This window comes from Nocardia sp. NPDC046763 (assembly GCF_040645495.1).
Classification (GTDB): Bacteria; Actinomycetota; Actinomycetes; order Mycobacteriales; family Mycobacteriaceae; genus Nocardia.
Genome location: NZ_JBEYYI010000003.1, coordinates 282,566 through 298,559, shown reverse-complemented (window position 1 = coordinate 298,559; position 15,994 = coordinate 282,566). Strand labels below are relative to the sequence as shown.

17 protein-coding genes are annotated in these 15,994 nt (G+C 68.3%); 6 read left to right on the top strand and 11 right to left on the bottom strand.

All coding sequences use genetic code 11. The features are described from left to right. Positions 1–138: 138 nt before the first annotated feature. Genes ABZ909_RS06435 through ABZ909_RS06405 form a run of 7 tightly spaced genes read right to left on the bottom strand, consistent with a single transcriptional unit; the run spans position 139 to position 7,233 of the window. Positions 139–1,284, bottom strand: coding sequence for an ABC transporter substrate-binding protein (locus ABZ909_RS06435; protein WP_356996599.1), 1,146 nt, complete (start codon positions 1,282–1,284; stop codon positions 139–141). Continuing rightward, positions 1,281–2,054, bottom strand: coding sequence for an ABC transporter permease subunit (locus ABZ909_RS06430; RefSeq protein WP_356996597.1), 774 nt, complete (start codon positions 2,052–2,054; stop codon positions 1,281–1,283). Before ABZ909_RS06430 ends, ABZ909_RS06435 begins: the two co-directional genes overlap by 4 nt. After that, positions 2,051–2,908 (bottom strand): ABC transporter ATP-binding protein, encoded by an 858-nt coding sequence (locus tag ABZ909_RS06425; protein WP_356996596.1) that lies wholly within the window; start codon positions 2,906–2,908, stop codon positions 2,051–2,053. Before ABZ909_RS06425 ends, ABZ909_RS06430 begins: the two co-directional genes overlap by 4 nt. A 37-nt stretch (positions 2,909–2,945) precedes the next feature. Further along, the gene (locus ABZ909_RS06420; protein ID WP_356996595.1) at positions 2,946–3,914 is read right to left on the bottom strand and encodes an ABC transporter permease subunit; all 969 of its coding nucleotides are present in this window, start codon (positions 3,912–3,914) and stop codon (positions 2,946–2,948) included. After that, positions 3,911–4,948 carry a TIGR03842 family LLM class F420-dependent oxidoreductase gene (locus tag ABZ909_RS06415; RefSeq protein WP_356996594.1) on the bottom strand — a complete coding sequence of 346 codons (1,038 nt, stop codon included), beginning with the start codon at positions 4,946–4,948 and terminating at the stop codon, positions 3,911–3,913. The genes ABZ909_RS06420 and ABZ909_RS06415 overlap by 4 nt, the downstream gene beginning before the upstream one ends. Positions 4,949–4,978: 30 nt before the next feature. After that, entirely contained in the window at positions 4,979–6,400 is a 1,422-nt protein-coding gene (hydA, locus tag ABZ909_RS06410; RefSeq protein ID WP_356996593.1) for a dihydropyrimidinase, read from the bottom strand. Then, positions 6,397–7,233 (bottom strand): nitrilase-related carbon-nitrogen hydrolase, encoded by an 837-nt coding sequence (locus tag ABZ909_RS06405; RefSeq protein ID WP_356996592.1) that lies wholly within the window; start codon positions 7,231–7,233, stop codon positions 6,397–6,399. Before ABZ909_RS06405 ends, hydA begins: the two co-directional genes overlap by 4 nt. A gap of 124 nt (positions 7,234–7,357) precedes the next feature. Here ABZ909_RS06405 and ABZ909_RS06400 point away from each other — a divergent pair, with 124 nt between their 5' ends. The 3 genes from ABZ909_RS06400 to ABZ909_RS06390 all read left to right on the top strand — a co-directional run bounded on the left by ABZ909_RS06400 (position 7,358) and on the right by ABZ909_RS06390 (position 9,831). Next, entirely contained in the window at positions 7,358–8,770 is a 1,413-nt protein-coding gene (locus ABZ909_RS06400) for an aminotransferase class I/II-fold pyridoxal phosphate-dependent enzyme (protein ID WP_356996591.1), read from the top strand. An 89-nt stretch (positions 8,771–8,859) separates the two neighbouring features. Continuing rightward, on the top strand, positions 8,860–9,300 hold the full coding sequence (locus tag ABZ909_RS06395) for a nuclear transport factor 2 family protein (RefSeq protein ID WP_356996590.1): 441 nt from the start codon (positions 8,860–8,862) through the stop codon (positions 9,298–9,300). 117 nt (positions 9,301–9,417) lie between these two features. Further along, entirely contained in the window at positions 9,418–9,831 is a 414-nt protein-coding gene (locus ABZ909_RS06390) for a hypothetical protein (protein ID WP_356996589.1), read from the top strand. A gap of 67 nt (positions 9,832–9,898) precedes the next feature. Here ABZ909_RS06390 and arc read toward each other — a convergent pair whose 3' ends face one another. Next, complete coding sequence (gene arc, locus ABZ909_RS06385) at positions 9,899–11,659, bottom strand: proteasome ATPase (RefSeq protein ID WP_356996587.1); 1,761 nt, start codon at positions 11,657–11,659, stop codon at positions 9,899–9,901. 243 nt (positions 11,660–11,902) lie between these two features. On the opposite strand from arc, the gene ABZ909_RS06380 reads away from it, so the two are divergent. Both ABZ909_RS06380 and ABZ909_RS06375 read left to right on the top strand, forming a co-directional pair. After that, positions 11,903–12,349 carry a hypothetical protein gene (locus ABZ909_RS06380; RefSeq protein ID WP_356996586.1) on the top strand — a complete coding sequence of 149 codons (447 nt, stop codon included), beginning with the start codon at positions 11,903–11,905 and terminating at the stop codon, positions 12,347–12,349. A gap of 34 nt (positions 12,350–12,383) precedes the next feature. Continuing rightward, on the top strand, positions 12,384–12,809 hold the full coding sequence (locus ABZ909_RS06375) for a hypothetical protein (protein ID WP_356996584.1): 426 nt from the start codon (positions 12,384–12,386) through the stop codon (positions 12,807–12,809). Between the two features lie 116 nt (positions 12,810–12,925). Here the strand turns inward: ABZ909_RS06375 and ABZ909_RS06370 are convergent, their stop codons facing one another. Beyond that, a complete protein-coding gene (locus ABZ909_RS06370; RefSeq protein WP_356996583.1) occupies positions 12,926–13,759 on the bottom strand; it encodes a tRNA (adenine-N1)-methyltransferase in 834 nt (277 codons plus the stop codon). A 103-nt stretch (positions 13,760–13,862) separates the two neighbouring features. On the opposite strand from ABZ909_RS06370, the gene ABZ909_RS06365 reads away from it, so the two are divergent. Beyond that, positions 13,863–14,720, top strand: coding sequence for a RecB family exonuclease (locus tag ABZ909_RS06365; protein WP_356996582.1), 858 nt, complete (start codon positions 13,863–13,865; stop codon positions 14,718–14,720). Between the two features lie 11 nt (positions 14,721–14,731). Here ABZ909_RS06365 and hisG read toward each other — a convergent pair whose 3' ends face one another. Together hisG and ABZ909_RS06355 are read right to left on the bottom strand one after the other, a co-directional pair. Then, the gene (gene hisG / locus ABZ909_RS06360) at positions 14,732–15,583 is read right to left on the bottom strand and encodes an ATP phosphoribosyltransferase (protein ID WP_356996581.1); all 852 of its coding nucleotides are present in this window, start codon (positions 15,581–15,583) and stop codon (positions 14,732–14,734) included. 108 nt (positions 15,584–15,691) lie between these two features. After that, entirely contained in the window at positions 15,692–15,955 is a 264-nt protein-coding gene (locus ABZ909_RS06355; RefSeq protein WP_033085388.1) for a phosphoribosyl-ATP diphosphatase, read from the bottom strand. Positions 15,956–15,994 lie beyond the last annotated feature (39 nt).

Genomic DNA, 15,994 nt, shown 5'->3' with positions numbered 1-15,994 from the left:
GTTCACATTCGAGGAGAAGCCGTTTCCCGGGGAAACTTTTCCCGGACCCGACGAGAGCCACACGGTAGAACGTGTTCCACCAGGGTTTATATCGGTTCGATAAAATTGTGACTTACGTCACAATAGGGTCGGAACGCGCTACTTTCCACCCTCCGCGAGGGTGACCGGCTGTGCGACGTAGGAGTTCCCGGTGACATCGACACCCTGGGACTTCAACTGGTCCAGGGCCTTCGTGACGTACTCGACGCTGTACGCGGCGGCGTCGGGGTCCTTGGTGAGGACGGTCTTGCCCTCCTGGTTGCGGGTGTTCTTCGCGATCGAGACGGTGCGGTCCCACGCCGCCTGGTCGATCATCCCGATTCCGCTCGGAGACGGCCAGATCAGCTTGTTCACCTCGGTGATCTGCCACTGCTGATGACTCGCGCCGAGGGTGGACCCGGCGGCCACGGTCAGATCGCGGCACTTGTCCACATTGTCGCGGCAGAAGGCCCAGCCCTTCAACGAGGCGGCGATGAACTTCACCGTCCGATCGGCGTACTTGGAGTCCTTCAGCTTGTCGGTATTGGCCCAGATAGCGTCCTGGAGCATGGCTACACCCTGATCGTTCCAGTCGATGGTGGCGAAATCGTCTGCCGTGTACAGCTTTCCGGTGGCGGGGTTCTTCACCTCGAGCAGTTGCGCGTACTCGTTGTAGGACATGGCCTGGGCGGCGTCGATGTCGTGGGCGAGGAAGGCGTTCATATCGAACTGCTGCTGGACCAGGGTGACATCCTTGGCGGGGTCCAGCCCCGCCTTGGTCATGCCGGCGAAGAGTTCGAATTCGTTGCCGTAGCCCCAGTTTCCGACCTTCTTGCCCTTCAGGTCGGCGGGGCCGTTGATGCCCGCGCTCTTGAACGACACCTGTTTGGTGCCGGAGCGCTGGAAGATCTGGGCGACATCGGTGATACCCGCACCGGCCTCCCGGGAGGCGAGGGCCTTGGGCACCCAGGCGATGGCGTAGTCGGCCTGCCCCTGGGCCAGGACGGTCTGGGGCACGATATCGGTGCCGCCGTCGAGGATCTGGACGTCGAGGCCCTGCTCCTTGTAGTAGCCCTGGGACTGTGCGGCCAGGTAGCCCGCGAACTGGCCCTGCTTGAACCATTGCAGTTGCAGCTTGACCTTGGTGAGCCCGTCGGCGGTGGTCGAGGAGTTGTCGGTGGTGCTGCATCCGGACAGTGCCGCCACCGTGAGGGTGGCGGCGGCCAGCACGGCCCGGATGCGGAATCTGCGGGTGGCACTTCTCATTTCGATCTCCCAGGGATGGTGCGGGGTCTGCGGGTGAGCTGTTCGAGCAGCAGCACGGCGGCCAGGAACACCAGGCCGAGGATCATGGCGGCGACCACGTAGGCCCAGGCCCGCGGATAGGCGGTATTGGCCGCCGCCGAGGTGATGCGGCTGCCCAGACCGTGCTGGAGACCGCCGAAGTATTCGGCGATGATCGCCGCGATCACCGCACCGGGCGCCGCGATACGCAGGCCGGTGAACAGGTAGGGCAGCGCGGCGGGCAGGCGCACGGTGCGGGTGATCTGCCAGCCGGTGGCGGCGTAGGCGGTCATGAGGTCTTCGTGCACCCGCGGGACCTGGCGCAATCCCCGTGTGGTGCTGACGAAGACGGGGAAGAACACCACGATGGTGGCCACCAGCCGGCGCGGCAGGTCGGTGGTGGTGGAGAACATGGAGTTCAGCAGCGGGGCCAGCGCCACGATGGGCACCGCCGCCGCGCCGGCCGCCAGCGCGCCCAGCACCCCGTCGACCACCCGGAAGCGCACGGCCAGCGTGGCGGCGGCCATGCCGAGCACCGCACCGGCGAGCAGGCCGGTCAGCGCGTTCTTCCCGGTCGCGAGGGCGGCCTCCAGGATGGCGTGGTGATTGTCGGCGAACGCCTGTCCGATGGCGCTGGGCGCGGGCAGCAGGAACGACGGGACGCCCGCCGCGGCGGTCAGCACCTGCCACAGCACCAGCAGGGCGACGCCGAAAAGCACTGGCGGCAACCAGGATCGGAGCACGCGGGTCATCGCATGTCCCGTCCGGCGGCGCTTTTCGGCGTGCCTGCGCCGCCGTGCCCCTCATGCAGGGCGGCGCGGACCGCGGCCACAGCGGTGAAGAATTCCTCGCTGGACCGGACCTCGTCATCGCTGTGGCGGTCCCGGCCGCCGGTGGACAGCACCTCGGTGATGCGCCCGGGGCGCGGGGTCATGACCACCACGCGGTCGGAGAGGAAGACCGCCTCCGGGATCGAGTGCGTCACGAAAACCACCGCGGCGCCAGTCTCTTCGGCGATGCGTAGCAGTTCGCCCTGCATGCGCTCGCGCGTCATCTCGTCGAGTGCGCCGAACGGCTCGTCCATGAGCAGCAGCGGTGGTTTGCGGGCGAGCGCGCGGGCGATAGCGACGCGCTGCTGCATGCCGCCGGACAGTTCCGCCGGGAAGCGCCGCGCGAATTCGGTCAGGCCGGTGATCTCGAGCAATTCGGCACTGCGGGTGCGCCTTTCGGCCTTGCGCACGCCGTGCAGCTGCAGCGGCAGTTCGATGTTCTCCTGCACCGTCCGCCAATCCAGCAGTCCGGCCTGCTGGAAGGCGATGCCGTACTCCTGATCGAGCCGGGCCTGTCCGGCGGTCTTCCCGTGCACCACAACGGTTCCCGAGCTCGGCTGCTCCAGGTCGGCCACGATGCGCAGCAGTGTCGACTTGCCGCACCCGGACGGGCCGATCAGGGAGACGAATTCACCCGCCGCGACGCGCAGGCTCACGTCCTCGAGCGCGGTCACCGCGCCGGCGGCGAATATCTTGCCGACGCCGCGCAACTCGACGGCGGGCATGGCCGCGGCCACTGCCGGTTCCGGTGCGGCCGCGGATGTCTCGACGGTCACGGGGTACCTCCGAACAAACGAACGGGCAGAGCGATGGTCACCGGGCCGCTCCCGCAGTGTGGCCGGGCCGGGCATAGCGGCGCAGCAGCACCTCGGCGAGCGAGACCAGTCCGGTGAGCACCACACCGAGCAGGGCCGCCGCGATCACCGCGGCGTACAGCCGCGCCGCATTGCCGGTCGACTGCTGGGAGAAGACGATGATCTGGCGGCCGATCCCGCCCGCGGTGCCGGTCGAGATCTCGGCCACCACACAGCCGATCACCGCGGCGGCGGCGCCGAGCCGCAGAGCGGGCAGGATGTGCGGCACTGCCGCGGGCAACCGCAGATGTATCAGGGTGGCCCACCAGCCCGCCGCACAGCTGTGCAGCAGCTCCACCGAAGCCCGTGCCGGAGACTGCAATCCGCGCAGCGTGCCGATGGCAACGGGGAAGAACACCAGGTAGGACGCGATCACCACGATGCTCATCCACGGCTGCCACGGCCGGCCCGCGATGACGATCTTGCCGCCCCACCCCGCCACCAGCGGGGCCAGCGCGATCAGCGGCACGGTCTGCGAGACGATCACATACGGCAGCAGCCCACGCTCGACCCACGAGAACCGCTGCATGAGCACCGCCAGCGCGACACCGACCACCGCGCCCAGGGCCAGCGCCAGCAGCGCGAGTTCGAGCGTGAAGCCCGCCGTGCGCAGCAGGGTCGCGCCGACGGTGGTCTTCCCGTCCCGCTCACCCAGTACGGTCAGCACCGCCCAGGAATGCGGCAGCGCGCCATCGGAGGTGCGGGGCAGGACGCGCTGGTTCCCGATGCTCACGCCATTGGCCGGAACCAGAGCCTTCACCAGCTCCCAGATCGCGATGAGCAGCACGAAGGCCACGATCGGATACAGCAGCCGCCATCCGCGCCGGCCTGCGCGGGCGGTGCGGGCGGTGCGGGCGGTGCGGGCGAACGAGAATTCGGGCGGCTCGGTGCTGGTCCGGGACGGTGGATCGGTCGTCGTCGCGCTCACGATCCGGTCACCGTCGCCTCGATCGGATGCGCCAGGCGCGGCAGCACGGATTCGCCGTAGGCCTCGAGGGTGGAGGTCTTGGCGTCGTGCTGCAGGTAGACCGCGAACTGATCGACGCCCATGGCCTCGAGCTCACGCAGCCGGGTGAGGTGCTCGTCCGGGGTGCCGAGAATGCAGAAGCGGTCCACGATGTCGTCGGGAACGAACTCGGCGTGCACGTTTCCCGCCCGGCCGTGCTCGTTGTAGTCGTAGCCGCGCCGCCCGGCGATGTAGTCGGTCAGCGCCTTGGGCACCTCGGAGTCGGAACCGTAGCGGGCGACAATGTCCGCGACGTGATTGCCGACCATGCCGCCGAACCAACGACATTGCTCCCGTGCGTGTTTCAGCGATCCGACGGTGCCGTCGGTGATGTAGGCGGGTGCGGCCACGCAGATGGCCACCTCCCGCGGGTCGCGGCCCGCACGTTCGGCGGCGGCCCGGACGCGGGCGATGGTCCAGGCGGTGATGTCCGGGTCGGCGAGCTGCAGAATGAACCCGTCGGCCACCTCGCCGGTGAGATCCAGGGCGCGCGGACCGTATCCGGCGACCCACACCGGCAGCCGGGACGCCTGCGCCCACGGGAAGCGGACGGTGGTGTCGCCGATGTGCGCACTACGGCCGTTGCCCAATTCTCTGATCACGGCGATGGATTCACGCAGGGTCGCCAGCGTGGCGGGCCGCCCGCCCAGGGTGCGGACCGCCGAATCACCGCGGCCGATACCGCAGATGGTGCGGTTGCCGAACATGTCGTTGAGGGTGGCGAAGATGGAGGCGGTGACGGTCCAGTCGCGGGTGGACGGATTGGTCACCATCGGGCCCACCATGACCTTGCGGGTCGCGGCGAGGATCTGACTGTAGATGACGTAGGGCTCCTGCCACAGCAGGTGCGAGTCGAAGGTCCACACGTGCGAGAAGCCGTGTGTCTCCGCGATTCTCGCCAGTTCCACCACCCGGGACGCGGGCGGCGTGCACTGCAGCACCACACCGATGTCCATGCGGCACTCTCCCCTCGTAGCTCGGGTTCGTCAGATGAGGTTCTGGGACAGGCCGCGTTTGACGTACCGGCCGTGGCCGGCGCTGCCCAGGTACTGCCCGGCGTCGACGATGACCCGGCCGCGCGAGAGCACGGTGTCCACATGACCGTCGATCTCGAAGCCCTCGTAGGCCGAATGGTCCATGTTCATGTGGTGGGTCTTGCCCAGGCCGATGCTGGTGTGCCCGTTGGCGTCGTAGATCACCACGTCCGCGTCCGCGCCGGGGCTGATGACGCCCTTGCGCGGATAGAGCCCGAACATGCGGGCCGGGGCGGTGCAGCACACCTCCACCCATTTCTCGAGGGAGATGCGGCCGTCCTTGACGCCCTGGAACATCAGGTCCACGCGGTGCTCGACGCCACCGATCCCGTTGGGAATCTTGCTGAAATCGCCGAGGCCGAGTTCCTTCTGGTCCTTCATGCAGAAGGGGCAGTGGTCGGTGGCCACGGTGGTGACGTCACCGGTGCGGATGTAGCGCCACAGCTCGTCCTGATGGCCTTCGGCGCGGGCCCGCAGCGGTGTCGAGCACACCCATTTCGCGCCCTCGAAACCCGGTGCGCCCAGGTTCTCCTCGAGCGAGAGGTACAGGTACTGCGGGCACGTCTCACCGAAGACGTTCTGCCCCTTGCCCCTTGCCTCCGCGATCTGCTCCAGGGCCTGCTTCGCGGAGACGTGGACGACGTAGAGCGGGGCGCCCGTCAACTGCGCCAGCATGATCGCGCGGTGGGTGGCCTCCTCCTCCATCTGCCACGGGCGCGTGACGCCGTGGTGGTACGGCGCGGTCTCGCCCCGCGAAAGCGCCTGTTCCACAAGCACATCGATGGCGATCCCATTCTCGGCGTGCATCATGAGCAGGGCGCCGAGATCGCCCGCGGTCTGCATAGCGCGCAGGATCTGGCCGTCGTCGGAGTAGAAGACGCCCGGGTAGGCCATGAACAGTTTGAAACTGGTGACGCCCTCGGACACCAATTCGCTCATGCCCTTGAGGGATTCGGCGTCCACCGAGCCGACGATCTGGTGGAACCCGTAGTCGACCGCGCACCTTCCGGCCGCCTTCTCGTGCCACAGCGCCAGGCTGTCCTGGACCCGCTCGCCCGGCTTCTGCACCGCGAAGTCGACGATGGTGGTGGTGCCGCCCCACGCGGCGGCGCGGGTGCCGGTCTCGAAGGTGTCCGACGCCTCGGTGCCGCCGAAGGGCAGCTGCATGTGGGTGTGGCCGTCGACGCCGCCGGGGATCACGTACTTGCCGGTGGCGTCGATAACGGTGCCGGCGGTGGCGGCCGGGTCGGCGCCGAGCGCGGTGGATCCCGGCTGCACCACCGCGGCGATGGTCTCGCCGTCGATGAGAACGTCGAGGGGCTGGGATCCGGTGGCGGACACCACGATTCCGCCGTGGATGAAGGTCGTGCTCACGGCTCCACCAGCTTCCCGTAGGCATCCGGACGCCGGTCCCGGTAAAAGGCCCAGCGGTCGCGCACTACCTTGATCAGTTCCATGTCCAGGTCGCGAACCACCAGCTCGGGGGCGGTGTCGGAGGCGACCTCACCCACGAACTGCCCCTCGGGGTCGACGAAGTAGCTGGTGCCGTAGAAGTCGTCGTCGCCGTACTCCTCGATGCCCACCCGGTTGATGGCCCCGATGAAGTACTCGTTGGCCACCGCCGAGGCGGGCTGCTCCAGCTTCCACAGATAGCTCGACAGTCCGCGCGAGGTGGCGGAGGGGTTGAACACGATCTCCGCCCCGGCCAGGCCCAGCGCCCGCCAGCCCTCCGGGAAGTGCCGGTCGTAGCAGATGTAGACCCCGATTCTGCCGACGGCGGTATCGAAGACCGGCCAGCCCAGATTGCCGGGCCGGAAGTAGAACTTCTCCCAGAACCCGTTGACCTGCGGAATGTGGTGTTTGCGGTACTTACCGAGGTAAGTCCCGTCGGCGTCGACGACCGCCGCCGTGTTGAACAGCAACCCCGGCTGCTCCTGCTCGTAGACGGGCAGCACCATCACCAGGCCGAGCTCGCGGGCCAGCGCCGCGAACCGCTCCACGGTGGGACCCGGCACCGATTCGGCGTAGTCGTAGAACTTGGTGTCCTGGAGCTGGCAGAAGTACGGCCCGTAGAACAGCTCCTGGAAGCAGATCACCTTCGCCCCGGCCGCAGCCGCCTGCCGCGCGTAGTCCTCGTGCGCTTTGATCATCGACTCTTTGTCGCCGGTCCAGCTCGTCTGCACCAGCGCCGCTCGAACAATCGCCATAGTTTGTGATACTGCACCTGAAACGAATTCGCTTGTGTTACAAGATGAAGGAAACGATTTCGTGACCGTAAAACCTCCGGCGTGCCCGTCGGAGCCGCATCCGTCTCCCTCGCACACTGAGTCTGTGACCGCCGAATCCGCCGCCGACCTGGCCGCCGCCGCACACGACCGCACCGCGGCCGGGATCGCGGCCGGAATCGGCCAGCGGATCCGGTCCGGCGCGCTGGCACCCGGCACCCGGCTGCCCACCGTGCGCGAGGTGGCCCGGGAGCTGAAGGTCTCCCCCGTGACGGTCAACCAGGCGTGGCGGGCGCTGGCGGCCGCGGGGGCGATCGTGGCGCGCGGCCGGGCGGGCACCTTCGTCCAGGACGCGCCGCACGCCCCGCGCGCGCCCGCGGCCGGACGCTATCAACGCCTCCACCCCCACTCCGACAGCGTTTTCCGCATCGATCTCTCGCGCGGCACCCCCGATCCGGCGCTGCTGCCCGACCTCACCGCCGCCTTGCGCGGTCTCGGGGACGACGGCCGCATCGACGACCTGTCGGCCACCTACCTCGGCGAGGCCGTGCTCCCCGAACTCGAGACCGCCGTTCGCGCGGACTGGCCGGCCCGCGCCGAACGGTTCACCATCCTCGACGGCGCGCTCGACGCCGTCGACCGCCTGCTCGCCGTCCACGTCCGGCTGGGTGACACGGTGGCGGTCGAGAACCCGTGCTTCCCGCCGTTTCTCGACCTGCTGGCCCGGCTCGGGGCGCGTCCGGTTCCCATCGACCTCGATGAATCCGGCATGCGTCCGGATCGGCTGGCCGCCGCCCTGGCGGCCCGCTCCCCGGTCCTCGTGCTGCTCCAGCCGCGCGCTCAGAACCCCACCGGCGCCTCGCTGTCGGCCCGGCGGGTGCGCGAACTGGCCGACGTGCTGGCCGACGCCGCCGTCGTCGCGGGCGGCACGCCCGTCATCGTCGAGGACGACCACAGTTCGGGCATCACCCACGCGCCCCTGCGCTCCCTCGCGGCCCGCCTGCCGACCCGCACCGTGCACATTCGCTCCTACTCCAAATCCCACGGCGCGGACCTCCGCCTGGCCGCCGTCGGCGGCCCCGCCGACCTGCTCGACCCGCTCCTCGAACGACGCATGCTGGGACCCGGCTGGACCAGCCGTCTGCTCCAGCGGGTGCTGCTGCACATGCTCACCGACGACGCCGCCCGCACCACCGTCACCACGGCCCGCGGCGTCTACCGCGCACGCGCCGACGCCCTGCGAAAATCCCTGTCCCACCACGACATCCGCCTCCCCCGCGGCGACGGGATCAATCTCTGGTTCCCCGTCGCGGACGAGAACGCCGCCATGATCTCCCTGGCCGCCGCCGGGATCAAAGCGGCCCCGGGCGGCCCGTTCGAGGTGACCGACCACCCTCACACCGACCACCTGCGCCTCACCGTCGCCGCCCTCACCGACTCCGAAATCCCCGAGGTGGCACGGCATCTCGCCACCGCCGCGGTGGCCGTGCCGACCTACCGCCGGGTCCGGCGGGCCTGACGCCGCATCCCACCCAGTGGGCAACCGCGGGTCACTCCTGCTCCGGCGCAGTAGGAACGATGCTGACCCCCGTTTTATCGAGGAGCCCCATGAACAAGCTGGAAACCCGACTCGCCCTGCGCGAACTCACCGAGCGCTACGCCTCCCACGCCGACCGCCGCCGCGACGCGGCGATCGCCGAACTCTTCACCGAGGACGGGACATTGGTCATCGAGTGGGGTGGCAGGCAGCCTACGACGACGGTGCGGGGCCGCGCCGAGATCGAGGCGGCCATGCGGCCCCTCGACCGCTACCGCGCCACTCGGCACGTGATCGCCAACCAGCTGCTCGACTTCTCCGGTGACGGCGTGCGGGGCGAAACCTATTGCACCGCTTCCCATGTCTACGACGATGCCGACGGCTCCCGGGTCTTCGTCATGCACATCCGCTACGACGACACCTTCGCCCGCGACGGCGGCGCGTGGCGGTTCCGGCAGCGCCGGCTCATCGTCGACTGGACCGAGGATCGGCGGCTGCGCATCACCCCGTGATCACGGTCCCAGCGTGTGATTGCCCCCACCGCGACCATGCAGTCCGTTACAGTCGCCCGGCACGAACCGATGCTCTCATCGATGCTCGTTGTCAATCGACGTTCCATGGAGGGGTACATGAACATGATCACCCGTAGCGTCACCGGCCTGGCCACCGCGGCCGCCCTCACCGGTGCCGCCCTCGTCCTCGGCACGGGCCCCGCCGCCGCCGCCGACGACTGGCCGGTCCAGCAGGACGGCAGTCCCATCTACGTTTTCGAGGCCCACGACTTCCTCACCCCCAGCGACCCCGACTTCTGGAACCCGCTGGTCAACCGTGCCCGCCTGACCTCGCCGTACGGCACCACGACCCGCATCGTCTGCTCCGGCTTCCACGGCGTCACCACCAACTGCGTGCAGGCCGACGCCGACGGCAACCCGCACGCGTTGAAGCGGCTGCCGTTCAACTTCCCGAACGTGAGCGGCTCCGGCGCCCCGGGCGGCGGTGTCTCGCACTGGGTCTACCCCGGCTTCATCCCCGGGATCAGCTGACCGGCACCGGCATCCACGTACGCGAAAGGGCTCGCATCCGAAAGGATGCGAGCCCCTGCTTTCCGGTTTACAGGTACTGGCCGGTGTTCGACTCGGTGTCGATGGCGCGGCTGGCGCTGGCGTTCTTCCCCGTCACCAAGGTGCGGATGTAGACGATGCGCTCGCCCTTCTTACCCGAGATGCGGGCCCAGTCATCGGGATTCGTGGTGTTGGGCAGGTCCTCGTTCTCGGAGAACTCGTCCACGATCGAATCGTAGAGATGCTGGATACGCAGACCCGGATTGCCGGTTTCCAGAACGGACTTGATGGCGTACTTCTTGGCCCGGTCCACGATGTTCTGGATCATGGCGCCGGAGTTGAAGTCCTTGAAGTACAGGACCTCCTTGTCACCGTTGGCGTAGGTGACCTCCAGGAAGCGGTTGTCCTCGGACTCGGCGTACATGCGGTCCACCACGCGTTCGATGGTGGCCTGCACGCACTTGCCGCGATCGCCGTCGAACTCCTGCAGATCTTCGCTGTGCAGCGGCAGCGTCTCCGTCAGGTACTTGGAGAAGATGTCCTGCGCGGCTTCGGCATCCGGGCGCTCGATCTTGATCTTCACATCCAGGCGGCCGGGCCGCAGGATCGCGGGATCGATCATGTCCTCACGGTTGGAGGCGCCGATCACGATCACGTTCTCCAGGCCCTCGACGCCGTCGATCTCCGAGAGCAGCTGCGGCACAACGGTGGTCTCCACATCGGAGGAGACACCCGAACCGCGGGTGCGGAAGATCGAGTCCATCTCGTCGAAGAACACGATCACCGGGGTGCCCTCGGACGCCTTCTCACGGGCCCGCTGGAAGATGATCCGGATGTGGCGCTCGGTCTCACCCACGAACTTGTTGAGCAGCTCGGGACCCTTGATGTTCAGGAAGAACGACTTGGCTTCCTTGGCATCCTCACCGCGCGCCTCGGCGATCTTCTTGGCGAGCGAGTTGGCAACGGCCTTGGCGATCAACGTCTTACCGCAACCGGGCGGACCGTAGAGCAGCACGCCCTTGGGCGGGCGCAGCGCGTACTCGCGGAACAGATCCTTGTGCAGGAACGGCAATTCGACCGCGTCGCGGATCTGCTCGATCTGGCGCGAGAGACCGCCGATGTCCTCGTAGCCGACATCCGGCACTTCTTCGAGCACCAGGTCCTCGACCTCGGCCTTGGGGATGCGCTCGAAGGCGAATCCCGCCTTGGTGTCGACCAGCAGCGAATCACCCGGCCGCAGTTTGCGAATCGGACGATCCGGATCCTCGAGATCATCCACGTCGACCAGGGCGGACAGCGGCCCGGACAACCAGACCACCCGCTCCTCGTCGGCATGCCCGACGACCAGCGCGCGGCGCCCGTCGTCGAGAATCTCACGCAGCGTGCCGATCTCACCGATGGAATCGAAACCGGTCGCCTCGACCACGGTCAGCGCCTCGTTGAGACGCACGGTCTGCCCGTAGTGGAGGGTGGTGGTGTCGATATTCGGCGAACACGTCAGCCGCATCTTGCGCCCGGAAGTGAACACATCGACCGTCTGATCGTCGTACACGCCGATGAGGACGCCGTAGCCCGAGGGTGGCTGGCCGAGGCGATCCACTTCCTCACGGAGAGCGACCAGTTGCTGGCGCGCTTCCTTCAAGGTGTCCATCAGTTTGGTATTGCGAATCGTCAGCGAATCGACGCGCGCTTCCAATTCCCGTGTGCGATCCGGCGTGTCGGCGAGTTGCCTCCGGAGTGCAGCGGCCTCGGCACGTACTGCCTCGAGTTCCCTCCAGGCGGCCGAATCCGAATGTTCGATGGGGCTCATGATGCTGCTCCTCCCAGTCCCGGTCTATCAACGCTACCGGGCTCTAACCGTTCCCGCTTTCCGACATGGTTTCGTCGTGATCACATCTAGGCTGCGGCCTCCAGGCCGGACGAGCATGTTAGCCTGCCCTAACCTGTTTCCGGTGAGTTAATCGCCGGACCGAGCCGAAAGGTGCCGTTGATGCTCCTTCCCACCAGTCGTACTCCTGGTATGCGCAACGTCACGCGGACGCTTCGTGTTTCCGTGGCTACCGTCGCGGCCTTCACGGCCGTTATGGCAACTGTGACCGGCTGCGGCTCCGACGACAAGGGTTCTTCGTCCTCGACCACCACCGTGTCGGCCACCGCCGCCGCGCCCGCGCCGACCGCGGACGCCCTGCAGGGCGTCCTCACGGCCTTCGCCGACCCGGCGAAGCCGGCTGCCGACAAGGCCAAACTAGTCGTCGACGGCGACAAACGTCTCGGAAATATCGACACCATGAACCAGGGACTGGCGCATTACCAGGTCGGGTTCACCGTCGGCGAGATCAAGCAGGACGGGACAAAGGCGGACGCGAAGGTGTCGGTGACCTCGCCGCACGGCACCATGCCCGACGTCCCGATGACCTTCCAGTACAGCGACGGCGCGTGGAAGCTCTCCGACGCCGGCGCCTGCACCATCCTCGGCATGGCCCGCGCGGCCTGCCAGTAGCCACCCCCTCGAATCCCGAAAGGCCCGTCCGTTCATGCCCGCTCGTTCCGTTCGCCTGTCCCTGGTCGTCGCCGCGGCCGCCGCCGCCCTGACCTCGGGCGCGGGCCTCGCCGGCGCCGACGCCCCCGCGCCCTCCGCCGACGAATTACAGTCGACGCTGACCCGCTTCACCGACCCGGCCGTGCCCGCCGCCGACAAGGCGAACCTGATGGTCAACGGCGGTGCGCGCACCTCGAACATCGAGACCATGAACCAGGGCCTGGCCAACTACGGCAGCATCGGCTGGACCGTCTCGGGGGTGCAGGTCAATGGCGACAACGCCAATGCCTCGGTCGCCATCGTCTCCCCGCACGGCACCATGCCCGGAGTGCCCATGAGCTGGCAGCACACCGACGCGGGCTGGCAGCTGTCCGAGAACACCGGCTGCACCATCCTGGCCATGGGCAAGGCGCCCTGCTGACGCCGTGATACCGGTTGGCGATCGGCCGACACCACGACGCGCCCCCGCCGTTCAGTGGCGGGGGCGCGTTCGTTTCGAGGCCGGATCCGGCGTCGAGATACTTCTTCCCGGCGCGCCTAGCCCTTCGACGGGCGGCGCTGGGGCTTGGGGGCGGTGACGCCGTCGGCGAGGCGGCGGGCCTTGACCAGGAAGGCGGTGTGGCCCTGCATGCGGTGTTCGGGGCGCACCGCGAGGCCGACCACGTGCCAGGGCCGGACCATGGATTCCCAGGCGGTGGGCTCGGTCCAGCAGCCCTGGCGGCGCAGCGCCTCGACCACCTCGGAGAGCTGGGTCGTGGTGGCCACGTAGGCGAGGAAGACGCCGCCGGGGATGAGGGCCTTGGAGACGGCCTCGAGGGCATCCCAGGGCTTGAGCATGTCGAGGACGACCCGGTCGACCTGTTCGCCGGAGTAGTCCGCCACGTCGCCGAGGGTGAGTTCCCAGTTGGCGGGGCGTTCGCCGAAGAAGCGCTCGACATTCCTGACCGCGTGCTCGGCGTGGTCGTCACGTATCTCCCAGGAGATGACCTTGCCCTCGGGGCCGACCGCGCGCAGCAGCGAACAGGTCAGCGCGCCCGAGCCGGCGCCGGCCTCCAGGACCTTCGCGCCGGGGAACATGTCGCCCTCGTGGACGATCTGGGCGGAGTCCTTGGGGTAGATGACCGCCGCGCCCCGCGGCATGGACAGCACGTAGTCGGTCAGCAGCGGGCGCAGGGCCAGGTAGGGGGTGCCCTTGGCGGAGTTCACCACGCAGCCCTCGTCGGCACCGATGAGATCGTCGTGGTTGATGTGGCCGGCGTGGGTGTGGAATTCCTTGCCCGCCTCCAGGATCACCGTGAACTTGCGCCCCTTGGCGTCGGTCAGCTGTACCCGGTCACCGATCTGGAAAGGGCCGGTCCGTCTGGCCGTCATGAATCTCCGTTCTGCGTGGTTGTGGTGAAGTCGTGCGTCGCCGCGAATGTGCTGCGCCGGATTCGTGCGCACCTTGTCGGTGCCGGCGTTTAGCCTGCCAGGTATGTCGGTTGACGTAGTCAGTACCCCGGAGACAGAGCGGTTCGCTCCGCGTGGGCCCGCCCTGTCCCCCTCGCGCGCAATCGATTTCAAACAGTGCCCGTTGAAATACCGGCTGCGGGTCATCGACCAGATTCCGGAACCGCCCTCGCGGGCGGCGGTGCGCGGCACGGTGGTGCACGCGGTGCTCGAGGTGCTGTTCGGGCTGCCCGCCACCGAGCGGGATGCCGAGGCCGCGGCCGCCCTCGTCGAGCCCGCCTGGGCCGGAGTGCGCGAGTCGCGGCCCGAGGTGGAGTCGCTGATTCCGGCCGAGGAGCTGCCCGGGTTCCTGGCCGAGGTACGCAAGCTGGTGGGCGTGTACTTCCGGCTGGAGGATCCGTCCGCTTTCGATCCGGAGTCGTGCGAGACCTTCATCGAGGCCGATCTCCCCGATGGCACCCCGTTGCGCGGCATCGTGGACCGCATCGACCGTTCGGCCGATGGGGAGCTGCACGTCATCGACTACAAGACCGGCCGCGCCCCGGGCCTCACCTACGAGACCCGGGCCCTGTTCCAGCTGAAGTTCTACGCCCTGGTCCTGCTGCGCACCCAGGGCCGGGCCCCGGCGGAACTGCGGCTGATGTACCTCGCCGACGGCGTCACCCTCACCTACGCGCCGGACCCGGAGGAACTGCTGCGCTTCGAGCGGATCCTGTCGGCACTGTGGGCGGCCATCGTGACCGCCGCCGAGACCGGGGAGTTCCCGCCCAGCCCGAGCTGGCTGTGCGAGTACTGCGATTTCAAGCGACTATGCCCCGAATTCGGCGGCACCCCACCGCCTTTCCCGTCCGGCGAGGACGAGCCGGAGTCCGGCCCGTCCTGACCCGACCGGAATCAGAAGGCGCGGCAGGACCGGATGTCGGTGGCCAGGATCGCCTTGGCGCCCAGGTCCGCGAGCCGGTCCATGAGCTCGTTGCCGTTCTTGCGCGGCACCAGCGCGCGCACCGCGACCCACTCGGGATCGGTGAGCGGCGACACGGTCGGCGACTCCAGCCCGGGGGTGATCTTGACGGCCTCCTCGAGCAGCGCCTTGGGGCAGTCGTAGTCCAGCATCAGGTACTGCTGGGCGAAGACCACGCCCTGGATGCGGGCGACGAGCTGGTTGCGGGCCTTGTCGTGCTGGTCGGCGCCCTTGGCCTCGATGAGCACGCCCTCCGAGGAGCACAGCGACTCGCCGAAGGCGACCAGGTTGTGCTGGCGCAGGGTGCGGCCGGAGCCGACCACGTCGGCGATGGCGTCGGCGACACCGAGCTGGATGGAGATCTCGACCGCGCCGTCGAGGCGGATGACCTCGGCCTCGATGCCGTGCCGGGCCAGGTCCGTGAGCACCAGGTTCGGGTACGAGGTGGCGATGCGCTTGTCGTACAGGTCCTCGACCTTCCATTCGCGCCCGGCCGGGGCCGCGTAGCGGAAGGTGGAGCGGCCGAAGCCGAGGGCGAGCCGTTCCTGAACGGGCGCACCGGAATCCAGGGCCAGGTCGCGGCCGGTGATGCCGAGGTCGAGCTCGCCGGAGCCGACGTAGATGGCGATGTCCTTGGGCCGCAGGAAGTAGAACTCGACCTGGTTGGCCGGGTCCAGCACGCTCAGCTCACGGGAGTCGGTGCGCTTGCGGTAGCCCGCCTCGGACAGGATGGCGAGGGCGGATTCGGAGAGTGCGCCCTTGTTGGGGACGGCGACGCGAAGCATGGGAGGTCCTTTCGGAACGGGAAGGGAAGACGTGTCGACGGGGGAATGGGCGAACGGTGCGCCGCACCCGGCCCCTTGGATGGGCACGGTGTACGGCGCACCGGCGCGTCACAGATGTCGGTACACGTCCTCGAGCCGCAGCCCGCGGCCCACCATCAGCACCTGCACCCAGTAGAGCAGCTGCGAGATCTCCTCGGAGAGTTCCTCGTCGCTCTGGTACTCGGCGGCGATCCAGACCTCGCCGGCTTCCTCGAGCACCTTCTTGCCCTGCGCATGCACGCCGGCGTCCAGGGCGGCGACGGTGCCCGACCCCTCGGGGCGGTTGGCGGCACGATCCTGCAGCTCGGCGAACAGGGCTTCGAAAGATTTCACGGGGAGTGATTCTTTCAGACGGGCGCACACTCCCCGCAA